Origin of the sequence: Streptomyces acidicola, assembly GCF_009377235.1 — a bacterium.
Lineage (GTDB): Bacteria > Actinomycetota > Actinomycetes > Streptomycetales > Streptomycetaceae > Streptomyces > Streptomyces acidicola.
Genome location: NZ_VMNX01000064.1, coordinates 25,575 through 41,871, shown reverse-complemented (window position 1 = coordinate 41,871; position 16,297 = coordinate 25,575). Strand labels below are relative to the sequence as shown.

The following is a 16,297-nucleotide window of genomic DNA, read 5'->3' as shown; positions in this document are numbered from 1 at the left end:
CGGATAGGGGCCACAGGCGCCGATCGGCAGCAACGGCTCGACCAACGCCCACTCGTCGTCGCTGAGTTCACGCCTCGCCACACGAGAGTTGTACCAGCAGGTGATCACGACTCCGTACAGGCCCTAGCAAGGCTGAGGCCTGAAGCCGCAATCATCTCTTGCGGCTTCAGGCCTCTCTTGCTCTACGGCTAGCCGACGGGCACGGACAACAAGTACTGATCTTTTAACTCGTGGTGTTCTACGGGGTGGTGACGCTGGTCGTCGGGGCCGCTATGCCAGTCTCACGCGGTACGCACAAGGCGGCGGTCTGACGGCCGCGGACCGGGAGCGGCGTGAGCGGGTGCGCATGGCAGCCGCGGAGTTATTCGAGCAGGGCCGCACCGACGTGCAGGTGGCGCGGGAACTGCGGGTGACGCGGATGTCGGTGAACCGGTGGCGACGGGCCTACGACCGCCGAGGCATGGCGGGCTGTGCCGAAAGGGCAGGCCTCGCGGCCGAGGCTGAGTCCGGCGCAGTTCGCCCGGTTGCAAGCCGGTCTTCAGCGAAGCCCGTTGGCCCACGGCTTCGCCGACCAGTGGCCGATGCCGGCAAGGATCAAGACACTGATCGGGCGGATGTTCCACATCGGCTACACCGTTCCGGGGGTGTGGAAGTCCCCAGAGGGGGCAACCCCAGCTGCGGCGCAACGGCTGGTCGTGCCAGGTCCCCACCCACCGGGCGATCGAGCGGGACGTCGTCACTGCCTTCAAGAAGTCCTCGGCGTCGCAGGGGGCGAACACGGACTGCGCGGAGGTGGCGCACACGACTCACGGCGGCCGCGCGATACGGGACAGCAAGGACCGCCACGGGCCGGTCCTCTTTTTCACTCCCACCGAGTGGAAGGCGTGCACCACCGGTGTCAGGAGTGGGGAATTCGACGACTGAGGGCCGCGAAACAGCGAATGCGCCCCGCTCCGGCAGAGGCATGAACGGGGCGCGTTGCGTCATGGGCTGGCGTTCTGTCGTAGGGCGATCGGCACGTGGGTGGTGTGAGTTCGTCCGCGTCGACAACGTGGTCAACGAGCGGGAGTCGCAGAGGGAGTTGCGGTGAAGCGATCGACGCGACAGTGACGGTGGGCCAGGCTACGGTCCACCGTCACTGGAGGTCTGCTTAGCCGCAGTAAGTCGCCATGCTCGAGTAAATGGCCACGCCGCCGCTCGGTGAAACGAGGGTGCCACCGATGAGGATGCAACGGTCCGCCGCGTAGAAGGAGACTGGGCCCGCGTAGTAGCTGTACTCCGTAGAGCTGCCGAAGGCCGGGTCCCGCCTAACGGTGTCCGTCGTGCAACCGCCACCGGCAGTGGTGCCAGCCACGCAGCGGGACATGTAGATCGATTTGTGCGTGGGTGTACCGTAACCGCCTGTGCTGTTGGCTACGTTGACGGCGCATGTGAGTGGGGATTGTTGATGCGATGATCTTATGATCGTGATGTGCTCATGGCAATGCTCTCCCCAGCCTCTGCCGTCACACTTGGCTTATGGCACGCTGTCAGGACTCCTGGCGGGACGCTGTGCCCGTGGTCGCTGGGCGACTTCGTTGTTCGGTGAACGCCGGAGGGCCTTCGACACCGCGTCCCGCGCGGTGTCGAAGGCCCTCCAAATGCCGAGGTGGGTCAGTCCTCCTGGCGGAAGCTCGCTCCGTTGACGCCTCCGAAGAAGCCGCCGCCGTTGCCTTGGTTGTTGCCGCCCCCGCCCGTGTCCGCGGCCTGGAGGTTCACCGCGGTGCCGGCCGGCACCGGGCTGCCCGGCTGCTGATCCTGGTTGATGACCAACGCGTCGTCGTTCGAGGCGCCCACGACGTTGCCCAGCGCCAGACCCGCGCGCTCCAGCTCCTTCCTGGCGTCCTTCACGCGCTTACCCCGCACGTCCGGAACCGTCACCACCTGCTGCTCGGCCTTCTTACCGATCTGGATGTTCACGTTGGAGTTCTTGTCGACAGGCGTGTTGGCCGCCGGGGTGGTCGTGATGACCTTGCCGACCAGGTTGTCGTCCTGGGTGTCCACCTCGGTGCACTCACCAACGAGGTCGTTGGCCGCCATCTGCTGCTTGGCCGCGTCACAGGACTGGCCGGTGACGTCCGGGACCGTGGACTTCGACTCTTCCTTGGCGACGGTGAGGGTGATCGTGGAGCCCTTCTCGATCTCCTCGCCCGCGATGGGGTCCGTCTTCAGGACGGTGCCCGGGTCCTCGGTGGACTCCTTGGTCTCCGTCTCGACCTTGAACTGGTACTTGTTGTCCTCCAGTTCCTGCGTGGCCTCGTCGACCTTGTCACCGATGACGTTCGGCACCGCCACCTTCGGCGCCCCCGTCGACACCACCAGATTGATGGTGTCGCCCTTCTTGACCTCGGTCTTGGGGGCGGGGTCCTGGGAGCAGACGTTACCCCTCGTCTCGTCCTCGCAGGGCTTCTTGGTGATGTCCACCTTCAGGTCGACGTTGCTCGCCATCCGCTCGGCGGCGTTCTGCTTGGCGCCGACGAAGTTGGGGGTGTCGACGGTGTCGTTGCCGTTGCCGTTGCCGCTGAAGGCGACCATGCCGATCAGGATCGCGCCGACGAGGACCAGGACACCCGCGACGACCAGGAGGATCGTCGAGGTGTTGTTCTTCTTCTGGTTCTGGCGGCGTCGGCCGGCCCGGTCGTCGTAGCCGAAGCCGCCGTCGTCCGGGTTCATCGGCGGCAGCATGGTGGTGGCGCCGGCGTCCGCGGAGCGCAGGGCGGTCGTCGGCTGGTCGTCCGGGTAGGCGCCGTAGCCGACGGAACCCATGGCCGCGGTGGCCGCGACGGGCTGGCCGTCGAGGCAGGCCTCCATGTCGGCGCGCATCTCGTCGGCGGACTGGTAGCGGTAGTCCGGGTCCTTGACCAGGGCCTTCAGCACGATCGCGTCTATTTCAGGCGTGATCTCGGGGTCGAAGACCGACGGGGGCTGTGCTTCTTCCCGTACGTGCTGGTACGCCACCGCGACCGGTGAGTCCCCGATGAACGGGGGACGTACGGTCAGCAGTTCGTAGAGCAGGCAGCCGGTGGAGTACAGGTCGGACCGGGCGTCCACCTGCTCGCCCTTCGCCTGCTCCGGCGACAGGTACTGGGCGGTGCCGATGACCGCCGAGGTCTGCGTCATCGTCATGCCGGAGTCGCCCATGGCGCGGGCGATGCCGAAGTCCATCACCTTGACCTGGCCGGTGCGCGTCAGCATGACGTTCGCCGGCTTGATGTCGCGGTGGACGATGCCGTTGCGGTGCGCGTACTCCAGGCCCTGGAGGATGCCGATGGTCATCTCCATGGAGCGCTCCGGCAGCAGTTTGCGGCCGGAGTGCAGGAGTTCACGCAGTGTGGAGCCGTCGACGTACTCCATGACGATGTACGGGATCGAGACCCCGTCGATGTAGTCCTCGCCCGTGTCGTAGACCGCGACGATTGCGGGGTGGTTGAGCGAGGCGGCCGACTGGGCCTCCCGGCGGAACCGGGCCTGGAAGGTGGGGTCGCGCGCGAGGTCCGCTCGCAGCGTCTTCACCGCCACGGTGCGGCCGAGCCGGGTGTCGTGCGCGAGGTAGACCTCTGCCATGCCACCACGGCCGAGCACATGGCCCAGCTCGTACCGGCCGCCGAGGCGACGCGGCTCTTCCATAGCTTCCTACCAGCCCTCTCCGTCGGTCCCGCCCGCACCCACGTGTGGTCCGGCGGTGTGCTGTCCGGGCATACGGTACCCGGCTCGCCTTGCGTGACCTGGTCGGTCGCGTCACCTGATACAGGACCGGTATCGCAACGTGCACCTTTGTGAAGGCGACGTGACAGGGGTCACTTCTTGCTGTCGATGACTGCCTTCATCACGTCCCTTGCGATCGGGGCGGCAAGACCGCCACCGGAGATGTCGTCACGGTTGGCGCTGCCGTCCTCGACGACGACGGCCACAGCGACCGGCGAGCTGCCGTCGCTGAGCTTGGCGTACGAGATGAACCAGGCGTACGGCTTCTCGCTGTTCTTGAGGCCGTGCTGGGCGGTACCGGTCTTGCCGCCGACGGTGGCGCCGGGGATCTGCGCCTTGGTGCCGGTACCGGTCTTGACGACGGTCTCCATCATGCCCTGCAGCGCCTGGGCGGTTTCCCCGGAGACGGCCTGGGAGAGCTCCTCGGGCTCGTGCGTCTCGATGGTGTCGAGGTTCGAGGCCCGCAGCTGGTCCACCATGTAGGGCTTCATCAGCTTGCCGCCGTTGGCGATCGCCGAGCTGACCATGGCCATCTGCAGCGGGGTGGCGCGGGTGGAGGCCTGGCCGATGCCGCTCAGGGCGTTCTGCGGCCGGTTGTCCTTCGGGTAGACGCTCTCGGCGGCGCGGACGGGAATGTCGAGCTCGGCTTCGTTGAAGCCGAACTTGTCGGCCTGCTCGATCATCTTCTCGTTGCCGACCTGGTCGCTGAGGTTGGCGAAGACGGTGTTGCAAGAGACCTCCAGCGCGTCGCGCAGCGTGGCGTTCTCGCAGGCGCCGTGCTCGTTGGTGAGGTCGTACGTGGACTGGGGCAGCCGGTACGGGTCAGGGGTGTCGGTGCGCTCGTCGATGCCGTTGACCTTGCCGTTCTCCAGCGCCGCGGCGGCGGTGACCACCTTGAAGGTCGAGCCGGGCGGGTACGTCTCGCGCAGCGCCCGGTTGAGCATCGGCTTGTCCTTGTTCTTGTCCAGCTTCGTGAAGGTCTCGCCGTCCTTGCTGCTGATGCCGGCGAAGGTGCCGGGGTCGTAGGACGGGGTGGAGGCCAGCGCGAGGATGGCGCCCGTGGACGGGTCGATCGCGGCGACGGCGCCCTTCTTGTTGCCGAGCCCCTCGAAGGCCGCTTTCTGTGCGGCGGCGTTGAGGGTGGTGACGACTTGGCCGCCCTCCTTCTTCTTGCCGGTGACCATGTCGAGGGTGTTGCGGAAGAAGAGCCGGTCGTCGTTGCCGGTGAGGATGCCGTCCTCGAGGTTCTCCAGCTGGGTGGCGCCGACGGCCTGGGAGGCGTACCCGGTGACGGGCGCCCACATCTCGCCGTCCTTCCAGGTCCGCTTGTACTTGAAGTCCGTGCCCTCGGTGGCGACGGACCCGGTGATCGCCTTGCCGTCGACGATGATGTTGCCGCGGGGGGTGGCGTAGCGCTCGATGGAGATGCGGCGGTTCTTGGTATCCGTCTTCAGGGTGTCGGCCTTGACGTACTGGAGCCAGTTGTCGCGGATGAGCAGGGTGAGAATGAGGAATCCGCAGAAGAGCGCGATCCGGCGCAGGGGCTTGTTCACGGGCGAACCACCTGGGTCATCTCGGCGTCGGGGTTGGCGGCCGGCGTCGGGGCCGGGCGGCGGGCGGTGTCGCTGATTCTGAGCAGGATGCCGATCAGCGCCCAGTTGGCGATGACGGAGGAACCGCCGTACGCCACGAAGGGCAGTGTCATACCGGTCAGCGGGATCAGGCCCAGGACGCCGCCGGCGACCACGAAGACCTGGAGAGCGAAGGCGCCGGACAGGCCGGCCGCGAGTAGCTTGCCGAACGGGTCGCGGGCCGCGAGGGCGGTGCGGATGCCGCGCTCCACGATCAGGCCGAAGAGCAGCAGGATCGCCATGACGCCAGCCAGGCCCAGTTCCTCGCCGAAGGTGGCGAGGATGAAGTCGGAGTTGGCGGCGAAGCCGATGAGGTCGGAGTTGCCCTGGCCGAGTCCGGTGCCGAGGGTGCCGCCGGAGCCGAAGGCCCACAGGGCCTCCATGGACTGCTCGGAGTGGCCGATGATGCCCTGCTGACTGAGCTGGTACTCCTTCATCGGGTCGAGCCAGGCCTGGACGCGCTGCTGGACGTGCGGCTGGAAGGAGGCCACGCCGACGGCGCCCGCGGCTGACATCAGCAGACCGAACACGATCCAGCTGGTGCGCTCGGTGGCGACGTACAGCATGATTACGAACATGCCGAAGAACAGCAGCGACGTACCGAGGTCGGTCTCGAAGACCAGGATCAGGATGGACACCGCCCAGACGATCAGGATGGGCCCGAGATCACGGCCACGCGGCAGGTACAGGCCCATGAAGCGACGGCTGGCGAGGGCGAGGGCGTCTCTCTTCACCATGAGGTAGCCGGCGAAGAAGACCACGATGACGATCTTCGCGAACTCACCGGGCTGGATCGTGCCGAGGCCCGGAATCCTGATCCAGATCTTGGCGCCGAAGATGTTCGCACCAAGCCCTGGGACCAGCGGCAGCAGCAGGAGGACCAGAGCCGTGACCATGGAGATGTAGGTGTAGCGCTGCAGGACGCGGTGGTCCTTGAGGAAAATCACTACGACGACGAAGAGCGCGACGCCGATCGCCGAGTTCAGCAACTGCCGTGGCGAGGCCTCCACGTACGTGGAGCTCAGCTGGAGCCGTTCGGACTGGTCGAGGCGCCAGATGACGACAAGCCCGAGTCCGTTGAGCAGCGTGGCGAGCGGCAGCATCAGTGGGTCGGAGTACGGCGCGAACCTGCGCACCACCAGATGGCCCACGCCTGCCAGCAGGCCCAGCCCGAGCCCGTAGCCGAGCAGGCCGGTCGGGACCTCGTCGTTGATGGCGAGGCCCACGTTGGCGTAGGCGAACACTGGGATCGCCACGGCGAACACCAGCAGCATGAGCTCGGTGTTGCGTCTGCTCGGTGCGCCGATGGCGCCGATCGTGGACGTGTGGTGCGTCGGCGAGTTGGTAGTACTGCTCATCGTATGACGAGGCCCCTCACGGCTTGCCTACTGCTTCCCGCACAGCGAGACCAGCTTCTGCTCTTCCTCGGACAGGCTGGGGCCGGTGGGTGTGGGTGTCGGTGTGGACGACGGCGCCGACGTCGATGGCGACGAAGTCGGCGACGGTGATGCCTTGGACGAGAGTGAGGACTGAGTGGTTCCCGTGACCCCTCCGGCCTCTCCCTCGCCTGTCTTTGAGTTATTACGGCTCTCGGCCTCGCGGCGCTCAGCGTCCTTCTTGCACGCGGACGCCTGGGTGGAGAGCTCGTCGATTTTCTGCTGGGCGTCCTTCAGGCCGCCCTCGGCGATGGTGGCCTTGACCAGGTTCTGCTGGTACGGCGGCAGGTACTTGAGTTCGATCTCGGGGTGGTCCTTCTCGACCTTCGAGAGCGAGACCCATGCCAGGTCCTGGCTGATGCCCTGGTAGAGCGCGACGTGGTCCTCGTTGGCGCCGACGTAGTACTGCGTCTGCGTCCACCGGTAGCCGGCGTACGTGCCGCCGCCGATCACGGCGACGGCGAGCAGCGAGTAGAACGATCTCTTCAGCCACCCGCCCTTCTTGCGGGGCTTGACGAAGTCCTCGTCCGCGTACTGGCCGAAGCTGTCCGACGATGCGTAGCCGCCCGCGTCGCCGGAGCCGGGCGGGCCGAACTCGCCGCCCTGTCCGGGCACCTGGCGGCCGAGGCCGGCCGCACGGCCGGCCGGGGTCTGCATGGCGCCGTTGTCGTGCAGCTGGTGCTGGTTCTCGGCGACGGCGCCCACCACGACCGGGGTGTCGGAGAGCTGGGCGGCGAGGGTGTCGCCGGCGTCGATGTCGAGGACATCGGCCACGATGACCGTGATGTTGTCCGGGCCGCCGCCGCGCAGCGCGAGCTGGATCAGCTCCTGCACCGTCTCCTGCGGGCCCTGGTAGCTGGCGAGGGTCTCCTCCATCGTCTGGTGGGAGACGACGCCGCTGAGGCCGTCGGAGCAGATCAGGTAGCGGTCGCCGGCGCGGACCTCACGGATGGAGAGGTCGGGCTCGACATGGTCGCCACTGCCCAGCGCGCGCATGAGGAGCGAGCGCTGCGGGTGGGTGGTGGCTTCCTCCTCCGTGATGCGTCCCTCGTCGACGAGACGCTGCACCCAGGTGTGGTCCTGGGTGATCTGGGTGAGGACGCCGTCCCGCAGGAGGTATGCGCGGGAGTCGCCGACGTGGACGAGGCCGAGGCGCTGCCCGGTCCACAGCAGGGCGGTCAGGGTGGTCCCCATGCCCTCCAGCTGGGGGTCCTCCTCGACCATCATGCGCAGCTGGTCGTTGGCGCGCTGCACGGCGGTGCCGAGCGAGGTGAGGATGTCGGAGCCGGGTACGTCGTCGTCGAGGGCGACGATGGTGGAGATCACCTCGGAGGAGGCCACCTCACCGGCGGCCTGGCCGCCCATGCCGTCGGCGATCGCGAGCAGGCGCGGTCCCGCGTAGCCCGAGTCCTCGTTGCCCTCGCGGATCATGCCTTTGTGCGATCCGGCGGCGAAGCGCAGAGACAGACTCATGCGCACCTCGCCCGTCGGCTCCGGGTACATCCGCACGGTGCCCACCCTCCGGTCGGGAGCGCGCCGGGGCCCGTCGTGGGGGCCACCGCGTGCTCGCTCCGCTCGCTCATTTGTCGTACTACTTCCGCAGCTCGATGACGGTCTTGCCGATGCGGATCGGCGCGCCCAGCGGAATCGGTGTGGGGGTCGTCAGTCGGTTCCGGTCGAGGTACGTGCCGTTGGTGGATCCCAGGTCCTCGACGATCCACTGGCCGTCACGGTCCGGGTAGATCCTGGCATGCCTGCTGGACGCGTAGTCGTCGTCCAGCACGATGGTGCTGTCGTGGGCGCGGCCCAGCGTGATGGTCTGCCCCTGCAGCGCGACCGTCGTACCCGTGAGAGTGCCCTCGGAGACGACGAGCTTGGTGGGCGCACCGCGGCGCTGGCGGCCACCGCCACCGCCGGACTGCTGGCCGCGCTGCTGCGGGGGCGCCTGGCGCGCGGCCTGCTGCGGCCGCGCGCTCTCACGCCGTGAACCGCGCTGAGTGACGCGCGTACCGAACAGGTCGCTGCGGATGACCTGCACGGCCACGATCACGAACAGCCACAGTACGGCCAGGAAACCCAGCCGCATGACCGTGAGGGTCAGCTCTGACATTGCCCCCGCTTCACCCTTCGGCTTGCCGGTAAATGATGGTGGTGCTGCCCACGACGATCCGCGAGCCGTCGCGGAGCGTAGCGCGGGTGGTGTGCTGCCCGTCCACCACGATGCCGTTGGTGGACCCGAGATCCTGGATCGTCGAGGGCGTTCCGGTCCGGATCTCGCAGTGCCGGCGGGAGACGCCGGGGTCGTCGATCCGCACGTCGGCTTCGGTGCTGCGACCCAGCACCAGCGTCGGGCGGGAGATCTGATGGCGGCTGCCGTTGATCTCGATCCAGTGGCGTGTGCGCCCGCCCGCAGCGGGGGCGGGCCCGCCCGGGGGCCGCTGGCCGTAGGGCGCGGCGCCGGAGCGTGCGCCGGGCGGCGGCGCGGACGGCATGGGCGGAGCACCCGCGGGCGCGGAGGCCGGCGGGTAGCCGTAGCCGCCGCCGGCTCCGGGACGGCCGCCGGCCGGGGCGGACGCGGGAGCCTGCTGGCTGCTGGTGGAGGCGAGCGTACGACTGCGCACCCGGTACAGACCGGTGTCGAGGTCGTCGGCCTTCTCCAGGTTGACCTTGATGGGGCCCATGAAGGTGTAGCGCTGCTGCTTGGCGTAGTCGCGCACCATGCCGGCGAGCTCGTCGCCGAGCTGGCCGGAGTAGGGGCTGAGGCGCTCGTAGTCCGGCGTGCTCAGCTCCACGATGAAGTCGTTGGGGACGACGGTCCTGTCGCGGTTCCAGATCGTCGCGTTGTTGTCGCACTCCCGCTGGAGCGCGCCGGCGATCTCGACCGGCTGGACCTCGGACTTGAACACCTTGGCGAAGGTGCCGTTGACCAGGCCTTCGAGGCGCTGCTCGAACTTCTTCAGGACTCCCATGGGGCACCTCCTCCGTCGTTGCCGTCCTGCATCCTGCGTCCGTACTGCTTACTGATCGTATCCACGCGCCGTGAAATCGGGTGGTTCCCCCTGTCGGCCCGGTCGACAGGTGTCGACACCCACTGAAGTCCCCTCCCGGATTCCCTGCGCAGCACCCCTTCGAACTCCTCCCGCCATACTCCCGCCGAGGTTTCTGCCAAGGATCGTAGAGGGGGTGCGAGACCAGTGTCCCGCACCTGACTGTGGACCCTGCCTTCCTCCTGGGGAGATGGCCGGGACCGGTACGAGGTTGATACGTGAACCGGCACACGTCGATACAGGTGGAAACGTGTGGCGCCGCACACGGACGCACGGGCCGGCGCACAGGGTGGCACGGGGTCATGGGCGGTCGGTCCAGTGAGCGTGTGCGGGCGGCGGGCGCACGGACGCCACCCGCACGGGGCGTGGACATTCGCGCTGGCGGCAGCCCTGGAGAACGGATGTGAACCCACCGTCTCCAGCGTGCTAATCTTCTGCGTGTCGGAAGGCGCCGGGCCGCAAGGAGCGGGGCCAGAGGACACACCCAATGCGCGGGTGGCGGAATAGGCAGACGCGCTGGATTCAGGTTCCAGTGCCCGCAAGGGCGTGGGGGTTCAACTCCCCCCTCGCGCACAACAGCACAGCGAAGAACCGATGGAACGGGTCGCTGCTGGTGACGGAAGTCACGGCAGCGGCCCGTTTCTCGTTGTGCCCGCCGGGAGGCGGGAGTGGGCTTGTGGGAGTGGGCTGAGATGTTCGTGGTGTGAGGCATCACACGGCCGGGGTGGCTGTGCGTCAGGCCCCTGTCCGTGACAAAGGTCACGGTCAGGGCCCTGCTTCTGGCCTGATTGTGCGGCGTCGGCCCAGAAACGGCAGGGCGCACGGCAGCGCGCACGGCAGGGCCCTGCTAGAAGCCTCTGCGTACGCCCCCGTCGATCGACAGCATCACTCCTGTCAGGTACGCCGCGGCGGGCGACAGCAGGAAGGCGGCGCTCCGGCCGAACTCGTCAGGGGTTCCGTAGCGGCGCAGGGGGATGACGGCGGTCGCAGTGGCGCGGGCGGCGTCGGCGTCGCCGCCGCGGGCATCGAGTTCGCGTACCCGGTCGGTTTCGATATGGGCGGGCACGAGGCCGACGACGCGGATGCCTCTCGGGCCCAGCTCGTTCGACAGGTTCTTCGCGTAACCGGCCAGGCCCGGCCGGAAGGCATTGGAGATCGCGAGGCCCGGAACCGGCTCGTACACGGAGCTGGACAGGACGAAGCCGATGACACCTCCCTCGCCCAGCTCCGCCGCGACAGCGCGGGACAGCCGTACCGCACCGAGGAAGACCGACTCGAAGGCGGCGCGCCACTGGTCGTCGTCGACGAGGTCCGACGTGCCCGCCGGCGGGCCGCCGACGCTGATGAGTACCCCGTCCAGCCGCTGGAAGGCATCGCGGGCCGCGACGATCAGCCGGTCCGGAGTCGCGGTGTCGGCGTTGTCGGCTGCGACACCGACTGCCTGCCCCGGGCCGCCGAGTTCCTCCGAGGCGGCCGTTACCGACTTCTCGCTGCGTCCGCTGACGACCACCCTCGCACCGTCCGCCACCAGTGAGCTTGCGGCGGCCCTCCCCAGACCGCGGGTGCCGCCGGTGACGATGTACACCCGGTTCCTCAGGCCGAGGTCCATGGCTGCTGTCGCCTCTCCGGTCGTGGGGGCTGGCGTGGGGGTTGGCGTGCGGGCTGTCGTGCGGGCTGTCGTGAGGGTCGTCGTGCGGGCCGTTTCGCCTACAGCATCGCCTTCTGGGGTTGCGTGGGCACCACGATGACCGTGGTGGTGCCGGCGCTCAGGGCCGCAGTGAACTCGCGCTCCAGGTCCTGAGCGGTCTCCACGTCGACCGCGCGGCATCCGAAGCCGCGGGCCACGGAGGCGATGTCGATCCCGGGCAGATCGAGCCCGGGAACGCCCGGAGTCTCCTCCAGCACCGCAAACGACTTGAGGATGGAGTACTCGTGGTTGCGCATGACCACGTAGACGACCGGCAGGTTGTGCTGCGCCGCTGTCCAGATGGCCTGCACGGAGTACTGGAAGGAGCCGTCGCCGATCAGGCCGACCACCGGCCGCTCGACGCCTCTGTCCCGGTCGCCGAGCGCGACGCCCACGGCGGCCGGGGTGCCCCAGCCGATCCCTCCGCTGGCCGTGGCGAAGAACGATCCGGACCGGTTGGTGGGTAGCCACTCGATCTGCTGCGCCATCGTGGAGGTCGATTCGTTGACGATGACCGCGTCGGGCGGCCGGACCCGGCTCAGGGCGGCGTACACCTCGGGTGGGGTGAGCGGGCTGCCAGGCGCCTGCGGCAGCTCGCGGGGCCGCGCCATCGGCTCCGGGGAGGTCCGTGTCGATCCCTCGGCGACCAGGTCCAGGAGCAGTTCGATCGCCGTCGTGGGATCGCCCAGGAGGCTGTCGCCCACCCGCGCCGCCGCGGCAACCCCCGGATCGCCAGTGATCTGCAGGAGCTCCACGCCGTCGGGAAGATAGTCGCCGGGTACGTAGGGGTAGTACCGGAACACCTCCGCGCCGATCACGACCACCAGGTCGTGTCCCGCCAGCCGGTCGCTGATGGTCCTCACCGACATGCCGAGCGGGCCGCCGAAGAGGGCGTGGTCCTCGGGGAAGGAGGCACGGTCCAGCAGCGGGGCGCCGTAGACGGAGGCGCGCAGCTTCTCCGCGAGGGCGACGGCCGCGTCCCAGCCGCCGCCGCGGTCGACCTCCGGTCCGAAGACCAGGGCGGGGCGGCGGCTCGCGGAGATCCGGTCGGCGAAGTCGCGCAGCCGCTCCGTGTCGGGGGCGACGCGGGCGCTCACCGTCCGCACCCTGGCGAAGCCGGACAGGGGCCGTTTCCAGTCGTCCATGGGAATCGACAGGTGGACCGGTCCGGCCGGCGGCTGCAAGGCCTCCGCGTAGGCCCGCAGGAAGGCCTCGGGGACGTCTTCGGCGCGGGCGGGCTCGTAGGACCATTTCACCCACGGCTTCGGCAGTGTGGTGGCCTCACGGTTGCCGAGATACGGCTCCCCGATCACCAGTTCCCGGTGCTGCTGTCCCGAGGTGATGATCAGGGGCGTGTTTCCGTGGTAGGCCGCCACCAGGTTGCCCAGGGCGTTTCCCAGCCCGGCCGAGGAGTGCACGTTGATCAGTGCGGGGCGGCGGGTCACCTGGGCGAAGGTGTCGGCCATCGCGATGACGGAGGCCTCCTGCAGCGCCAGGACGTAGGTGAAGTCCTTGGGGAAGTCCTGAAGGAAGGGCTGTTCGGTGGAGCCGGGATTACCGAAGACCGTGGTGAGTTTCAGGGTCCGCAGCAGGTCGTAGGTGACGCTGCGGACGGTGGACAGATCGGGCTGGTCGGGCTGGTTGGTCAGTTCGGGCTGATGGGGCTGGTCGGGCTGGTTGGTCATTGTTGCCACCGACTCTCACAACTCGATGGGGAGGTGCCGGGGGCCGCGCAGGACGGCGCTGTGACGGTAGGGGGGAGGGTCTTCGGCCAGGGTTGCGGTGCTGAGGTGGGGGAGTAGCGCGCTCAGGGCGATCTGGGCTTCGACCCGGGCCAGGGGTGCGCCGTAACAGATGTGGATGCCGCTGCCGAAGCCGAGGTGCCGGTTGTCCTGGCGGGCGGGGTCGAACCGGTCGGGGTCGCGGAACCGCTTGGGGTCACGGCTGCCCGAGGCCAGCACCAGCACCACGGGCACGCCCTTGGGGATGGTGGTGCCCGCGACGTCGACATGGGCGAGGGGGGTGCGTTGCAGCATGTGGACCGGGGGCTCGTAGCGCAGCAGTTCCTCCACCGCGCCGGGCATCAGGTCGGGTTCACGGCGCAACCGGTCCAGCTGGTCGCGGTGGCGCAGCAGGGTGAGCACCCCGTTGGTGATGAGGTTGACCGTGGTCTCGTGTCCGGCGACGAGCAGCAGTACGGCGGTGGCGGCGAGTTCTTCGTGGGTGAGGGCTCCGGCCGGGTCCGGGTCGTTGACGAAGGCGGACAGCATGTCGTCGCCCGGGCGGCCACGGCGCTGGTCGGCGAGGTCCGCCAGATAGCGGCCCATCTGCGCCCGGGCCTGGATGCCCGCCCGTTGACGCTCGGTGGGGTCCTCGCCGGGCCTGATGTCGACGGAGTCGATGATCGCGCCGGACCACTCGCGGAACACCGGCTCGTCCTCGCGCGGGACCCCGAGCAGTCGGCAGATGACGGTGACGGGCAGCGGGTACGCGAAGTCGTCGACGATGTCGATGCGCGTACGGCCGTGGAACGACGCGAGCAGTTCCTCGGTGATCGCGGCGATCTCGCCGCGCATCGAGTCGATCCGGTCCGGGCTGTGCGGGGGACCGAACGGCCGTGTGGCCAGGCTGCGCAGCCTGTGGTGTTCGGGGTCGTCGAGGCGGATGAAGGGGAGCATCTGCTCCGGCTCTTCCGCTTCCAGGCCGCGGTAGGGGGCGGCGCGGTTGCGGCGGTCCGAGCTGAGCCGCGGGTCGTGGAACAGGGAGACGATGTCGTAGTACGTGCCGACCAGGTAGCTGCCGTCCGTCTGCCGCGCCACGCCCGCCTCGCGGAGTTCCGCGTACAGAGGGTAGGGGTCGGGGCGGTTGGCCTGGTCGGTGATCCGCTCCAGCAGGGTGTCGACAGCCATGCGGGGGCTCCTCGTGGCAGGGCGGGGGGTGTTTCACGTGAAACCGTGCAGACGCAGGGGTCAGCCGGCGGGGCGCACCACGGTGAGCCGGCGGTCCGGCAGATGACCGGTGAGCGCGACGGTGGGGCCATGGGACAGCCCCTTCGGGTCCGGTACGTCGGAAGGGAGCGGGAATTCGGTCACCAGGGGGTGACCGTCGGCCGCGCCGGGCCCGGGCGGGAACGGGGCGGCGGTCTCGATCAGGCGCTGGTAGTGCTCCAGCCACTTGGCCATGTTGACGGTGACCGCGGCGGTGATGCGGCCCCGGTAGCCGTAGACCGCCACCAGACGGCGGTCGCGGAGCGAGCCCTGGGCGATGACGACCTGGTCGGAGAAGGTGGGCACGCCCACGGACTTGATGTTGACGCCGAACTGGTTCGACCAGAACACCGGGACCGCGAGGTGCGGGCGCCGTCGCGGCTCCGGAGTGACCATGTTGTGGGCCGCCACCTCGGCCTGCTCGACCGCGTTGCCCCAGTGCTCCAGGGACAGCATCTGGTAGTCGAAGAGGGGGTGCGGGAAGCGGGAGACGTCGCCGGCCACGAAGACGTCGTCGGTGACGATTCCGTACATGTCGAAGGCGCGGCAGCCCGCGTCGCAGGCGACCCCGTGAGTGCCCGCCGCCAGCCCGGAATCCGCCAGCCACTCGACGTTGCGGACGGCACCCAGGGCGACGACGCACAGGTCCGCGTCGATGCGGTCGCCGTCGGAGAGGTCCGCTCCGGTGAACCGGCCGCTGTCGTCGCCGCGCAGATCGGTGACGGTCACTCCGCAGCGCAGGTCCACGCCGTGGGCCCGGTGCAGGCCGGTTGCGAGTTTGGCCAGGGTGCCGCCGAGTGCGCCCACCAGTGGTGCGGTGCCGCGTTCCGCGACCGTGACGGGGAGGCCCCGTTCCCGGCAGGCCGAGGCGATCTCGGATCCGGTGAAGCCTGCACCGATCACCAGCACACGGCGTGGCCCGGCGGCCAGCCGGTCGGCCAGGCGCGCGGCGTCGTCGCGGGTGCGCAGGGTGAGCACTCCCTCCAGGGCGGCCTGCTCCGGGCGGGGCCAGGGGCGGGCCCGCGTTCCGGTGGCGATCAGTAGCCGGTCGTAGGGCAGTGAATCGCCGTCGGCCAGCAGGATCCGCTTGCCGTCCAGGTCGAGCCCGGTGGCGCGCACCCCGAGCCGCCAGTCGGCGTCCAGGGGTTGGCGCGTCGGCAGGCCGGGGCGCATGGGCGGGCCGGGGCGCATCGGCAGGTCCGGGCTCATCGGCGGGCCAGGGCGCATTGGCAGGCCGGTGGTGTCTGCCGCTGCCATGCCCAGCAGCACCTGTTTGGACAGCGGCGGCCGGTCGTAGGGCGGGTGGGGCTCCTCCCCCACCACGGTCAGTGAGCCGGTGAAGCCCTTCTCGCGCAGTGTCTCGGCGGCCCGCAACCCGGCCAGCGACGCACCGACGATGACGATCCGGCCGTCCCGGAGGTCACCGGGCACCGGAGCTCACCTCCTCCCCCACGAGAATGGCCTGGACCGGGCACGCCGCCGCGGCCTGGTGCACGCGCTCCAGCTGATCGTCGGGGACGGCCGGGCGGTACAGCAGGGCCTCCTCACCGGGCAGCGAGAACACCTGCGGCGCGAGGAACACGCACTGCGCGTACGCCTGGCAGCGGGTGAGGTCCACGACGATCTGCATCCCGAGCCACTCCCTCCGGGGGCTTTGAGCTCCCTGTAGCTCCCTGTCCCTCTCTGAGCTCTGTCTCTCAGCTCCCTTTCTAAGCTCGGGACGGGTCGGGCGCTCGCCCGGCTACTCCGGCGGAGCGGGGCTTGC

The 16,297-nt window shown here is 69.1% G+C and carries 12 protein-coding genes, 1 tRNA gene and 1 pseudogene; 3 read left to right on the top strand and 11 right to left on the bottom strand.

All coding sequences use genetic code 11. From position 1 onward, the window contains the following. Positions 1-340 precede the first annotated feature (340 nt). Both FPZ41_RS50575 and FPZ41_RS18785 read left to right on the top strand, forming a co-directional pair. Positions 341-457: pseudogene (locus FPZ41_RS50575) on the top strand (helix-turn-helix domain-containing protein); the annotation flags it as partial. Positions 458-675: 218 nt separating this feature from the next. Further along, on the top strand, positions 676-924 hold the full coding sequence (locus FPZ41_RS18785; protein ID WP_152864098.1) for a DUF397 domain-containing protein: 249 nt from the start codon (positions 676-678) through the stop codon (positions 922-924). A 729-nt stretch (positions 925-1,653) separates the two neighbouring features. Here the strand turns inward: FPZ41_RS18785 and pknB are convergent. The 6 genes from pknB to FPZ41_RS18755 form a co-directional block, all read right to left on the bottom strand. Further along, positions 1,654-3,666, bottom strand: a complete 2,013-nt coding sequence (gene pknB, locus FPZ41_RS18780) for a Stk1 family PASTA domain-containing Ser/Thr kinase (RefSeq protein ID WP_152864086.1) — start codon at positions 3,664-3,666, stop codon at positions 1,654-1,656. Positions 3,667-3,836: 170 nt separating this feature from the next. Beyond that, the gene (locus FPZ41_RS18775) at positions 3,837-5,297 is read right to left on the bottom strand and encodes a peptidoglycan D,D-transpeptidase FtsI family protein (RefSeq protein ID WP_322620410.1); all 1,461 of its coding nucleotides are present in this window, start codon (positions 5,295-5,297) and stop codon (positions 3,837-3,839) included. Continuing rightward, entirely contained in the window at positions 5,294-6,733 is a 1,440-nt protein-coding gene (locus FPZ41_RS18770; protein WP_152864084.1) for an FtsW/RodA/SpoVE family cell cycle protein, read from the bottom strand. The genes FPZ41_RS18775 and FPZ41_RS18770 overlap by 4 nt, the downstream gene beginning before the upstream one ends. A gap of 27 nt (positions 6,734-6,760) precedes the next feature. Further along, positions 6,761-8,284: a Stp1/IreP family PP2C-type Ser/Thr phosphatase gene (locus FPZ41_RS18765; protein WP_228022822.1), complete on the bottom strand. Its 1,524-nt coding sequence runs from the start codon at positions 8,282-8,284 to the stop codon at positions 6,761-6,763. Positions 8,285-8,402: 118 nt separating this feature from the next. Continuing rightward, complete coding sequence (locus FPZ41_RS18760; protein ID WP_131571260.1) at positions 8,403-8,921, bottom strand: FHA domain-containing protein FhaB/FipA; 519 nt, start codon at positions 8,919-8,921, stop codon at positions 8,403-8,405. A 10-nt stretch (positions 8,922-8,931) separates the two neighbouring features. Then, positions 8,932-9,780, bottom strand: coding sequence for an FhaA domain-containing protein (locus tag FPZ41_RS18755; RefSeq protein WP_131571263.1), 849 nt, complete (start codon positions 9,778-9,780; stop codon positions 8,932-8,934). A 567-nt stretch (positions 9,781-10,347) separates the two neighbouring features. Between FPZ41_RS18755 and FPZ41_RS18750 the strand changes: the two genes are divergently transcribed. Continuing rightward, a tRNA-Leu gene (locus FPZ41_RS18750) sits at positions 10,348-10,431 on the top strand. Positions 10,432-10,705: 274 nt separating this feature from the next. On the opposite strand, the gene FPZ41_RS18745 is transcribed toward FPZ41_RS18750, so the two are convergent. From FPZ41_RS18745 to FPZ41_RS18725, 5 genes are all read right to left on the bottom strand, one after another. Then, positions 10,706-11,467, bottom strand: coding sequence for an SDR family oxidoreductase (locus FPZ41_RS18745; RefSeq protein WP_152864082.1), 762 nt, complete (start codon positions 11,465-11,467; stop codon positions 10,706-10,708). A 98-nt stretch (positions 11,468-11,565) separates the two neighbouring features. Next, the gene (gene mdlC, locus FPZ41_RS18740; protein WP_152864080.1) at positions 11,566-13,230 is read right to left on the bottom strand and encodes a benzoylformate decarboxylase; all 1,665 of its coding nucleotides are present in this window, start codon (positions 13,228-13,230) and stop codon (positions 11,566-11,568) included. Positions 13,231-13,245: 15 nt separating this feature from the next. Beyond that, complete coding sequence (locus FPZ41_RS18735) at positions 13,246-14,454, bottom strand: cytochrome P450 (RefSeq protein ID WP_152864078.1); 1,209 nt, start codon at positions 14,452-14,454, stop codon at positions 13,246-13,248. Between the two features lie 60 nt (positions 14,455-14,514). Beyond that, a complete protein-coding gene (locus FPZ41_RS18730; protein WP_322620409.1) occupies positions 14,515-15,963 on the bottom strand; it encodes an NAD(P)/FAD-dependent oxidoreductase in 1,449 nt (482 codons plus the stop codon). After that, positions 15,953-16,162 carry a ferredoxin gene (locus tag FPZ41_RS18725; protein ID WP_152864076.1) on the bottom strand — a complete coding sequence of 70 codons (210 nt, stop codon included), beginning with the start codon at positions 16,160-16,162 and terminating at the stop codon, positions 15,953-15,955. The genes FPZ41_RS18730 and FPZ41_RS18725 overlap by 11 nt, the downstream gene beginning before the upstream one ends. Positions 16,163-16,297: the final 135 nt, after the last annotated feature.

Coding starts and splice junctions, on each gene's coding strand:
- FPZ41_RS18725 (WP_152864076.1), bottom strand. CDS start 16,162: ATGCAGATCGTCGTGGACCTCACCCGCTGCCAGGCGTACGCGCAGTGC.
- FPZ41_RS18745 (WP_152864082.1), bottom strand. CDS start 11,467: ATGGACCTCGGCCTGAGGAACCGGGTGTACATCGTCACCGGCGGCACC.
- pknB (WP_152864086.1), bottom strand. CDS start 3,666: ATGGAAGAGCCGCGTCGCCTCGGCGGCCGGTACGAGCTGGGCCATGTG.
- mdlC (WP_152864080.1), bottom strand. CDS start 13,230: ATGACCAACCAGCCCGACCAGCCCCATCAGCCCGAACTGACCAACCAG.
- FPZ41_RS18765 (WP_228022822.1), bottom strand. CDS start 8,284: ATGAGTCTGTCTCTGCGCTTCGCCGCCGGATCGCACAAAGGCATGATC.
- FPZ41_RS18770 (WP_152864084.1), bottom strand. CDS start 6,733: ATGAGCAGTACTACCAACTCGCCGACGCACCACACGTCCACGATCGGC.
- FPZ41_RS18760 (WP_131571260.1), bottom strand. CDS start 8,921: ATGTCAGAGCTGACCCTCACGGTCATGCGGCTGGGTTTCCTGGCCGTA.
- FPZ41_RS18735 (WP_152864078.1), bottom strand. CDS start 14,454: ATGGCTGTCGACACCCTGCTGGAGCGGATCACCGACCAGGCCAACCGC.
- FPZ41_RS18755 (WP_131571263.1), bottom strand. CDS start 9,780: ATGGGAGTCCTGAAGAAGTTCGAGCAGCGCCTCGAAGGCCTGGTCAAC.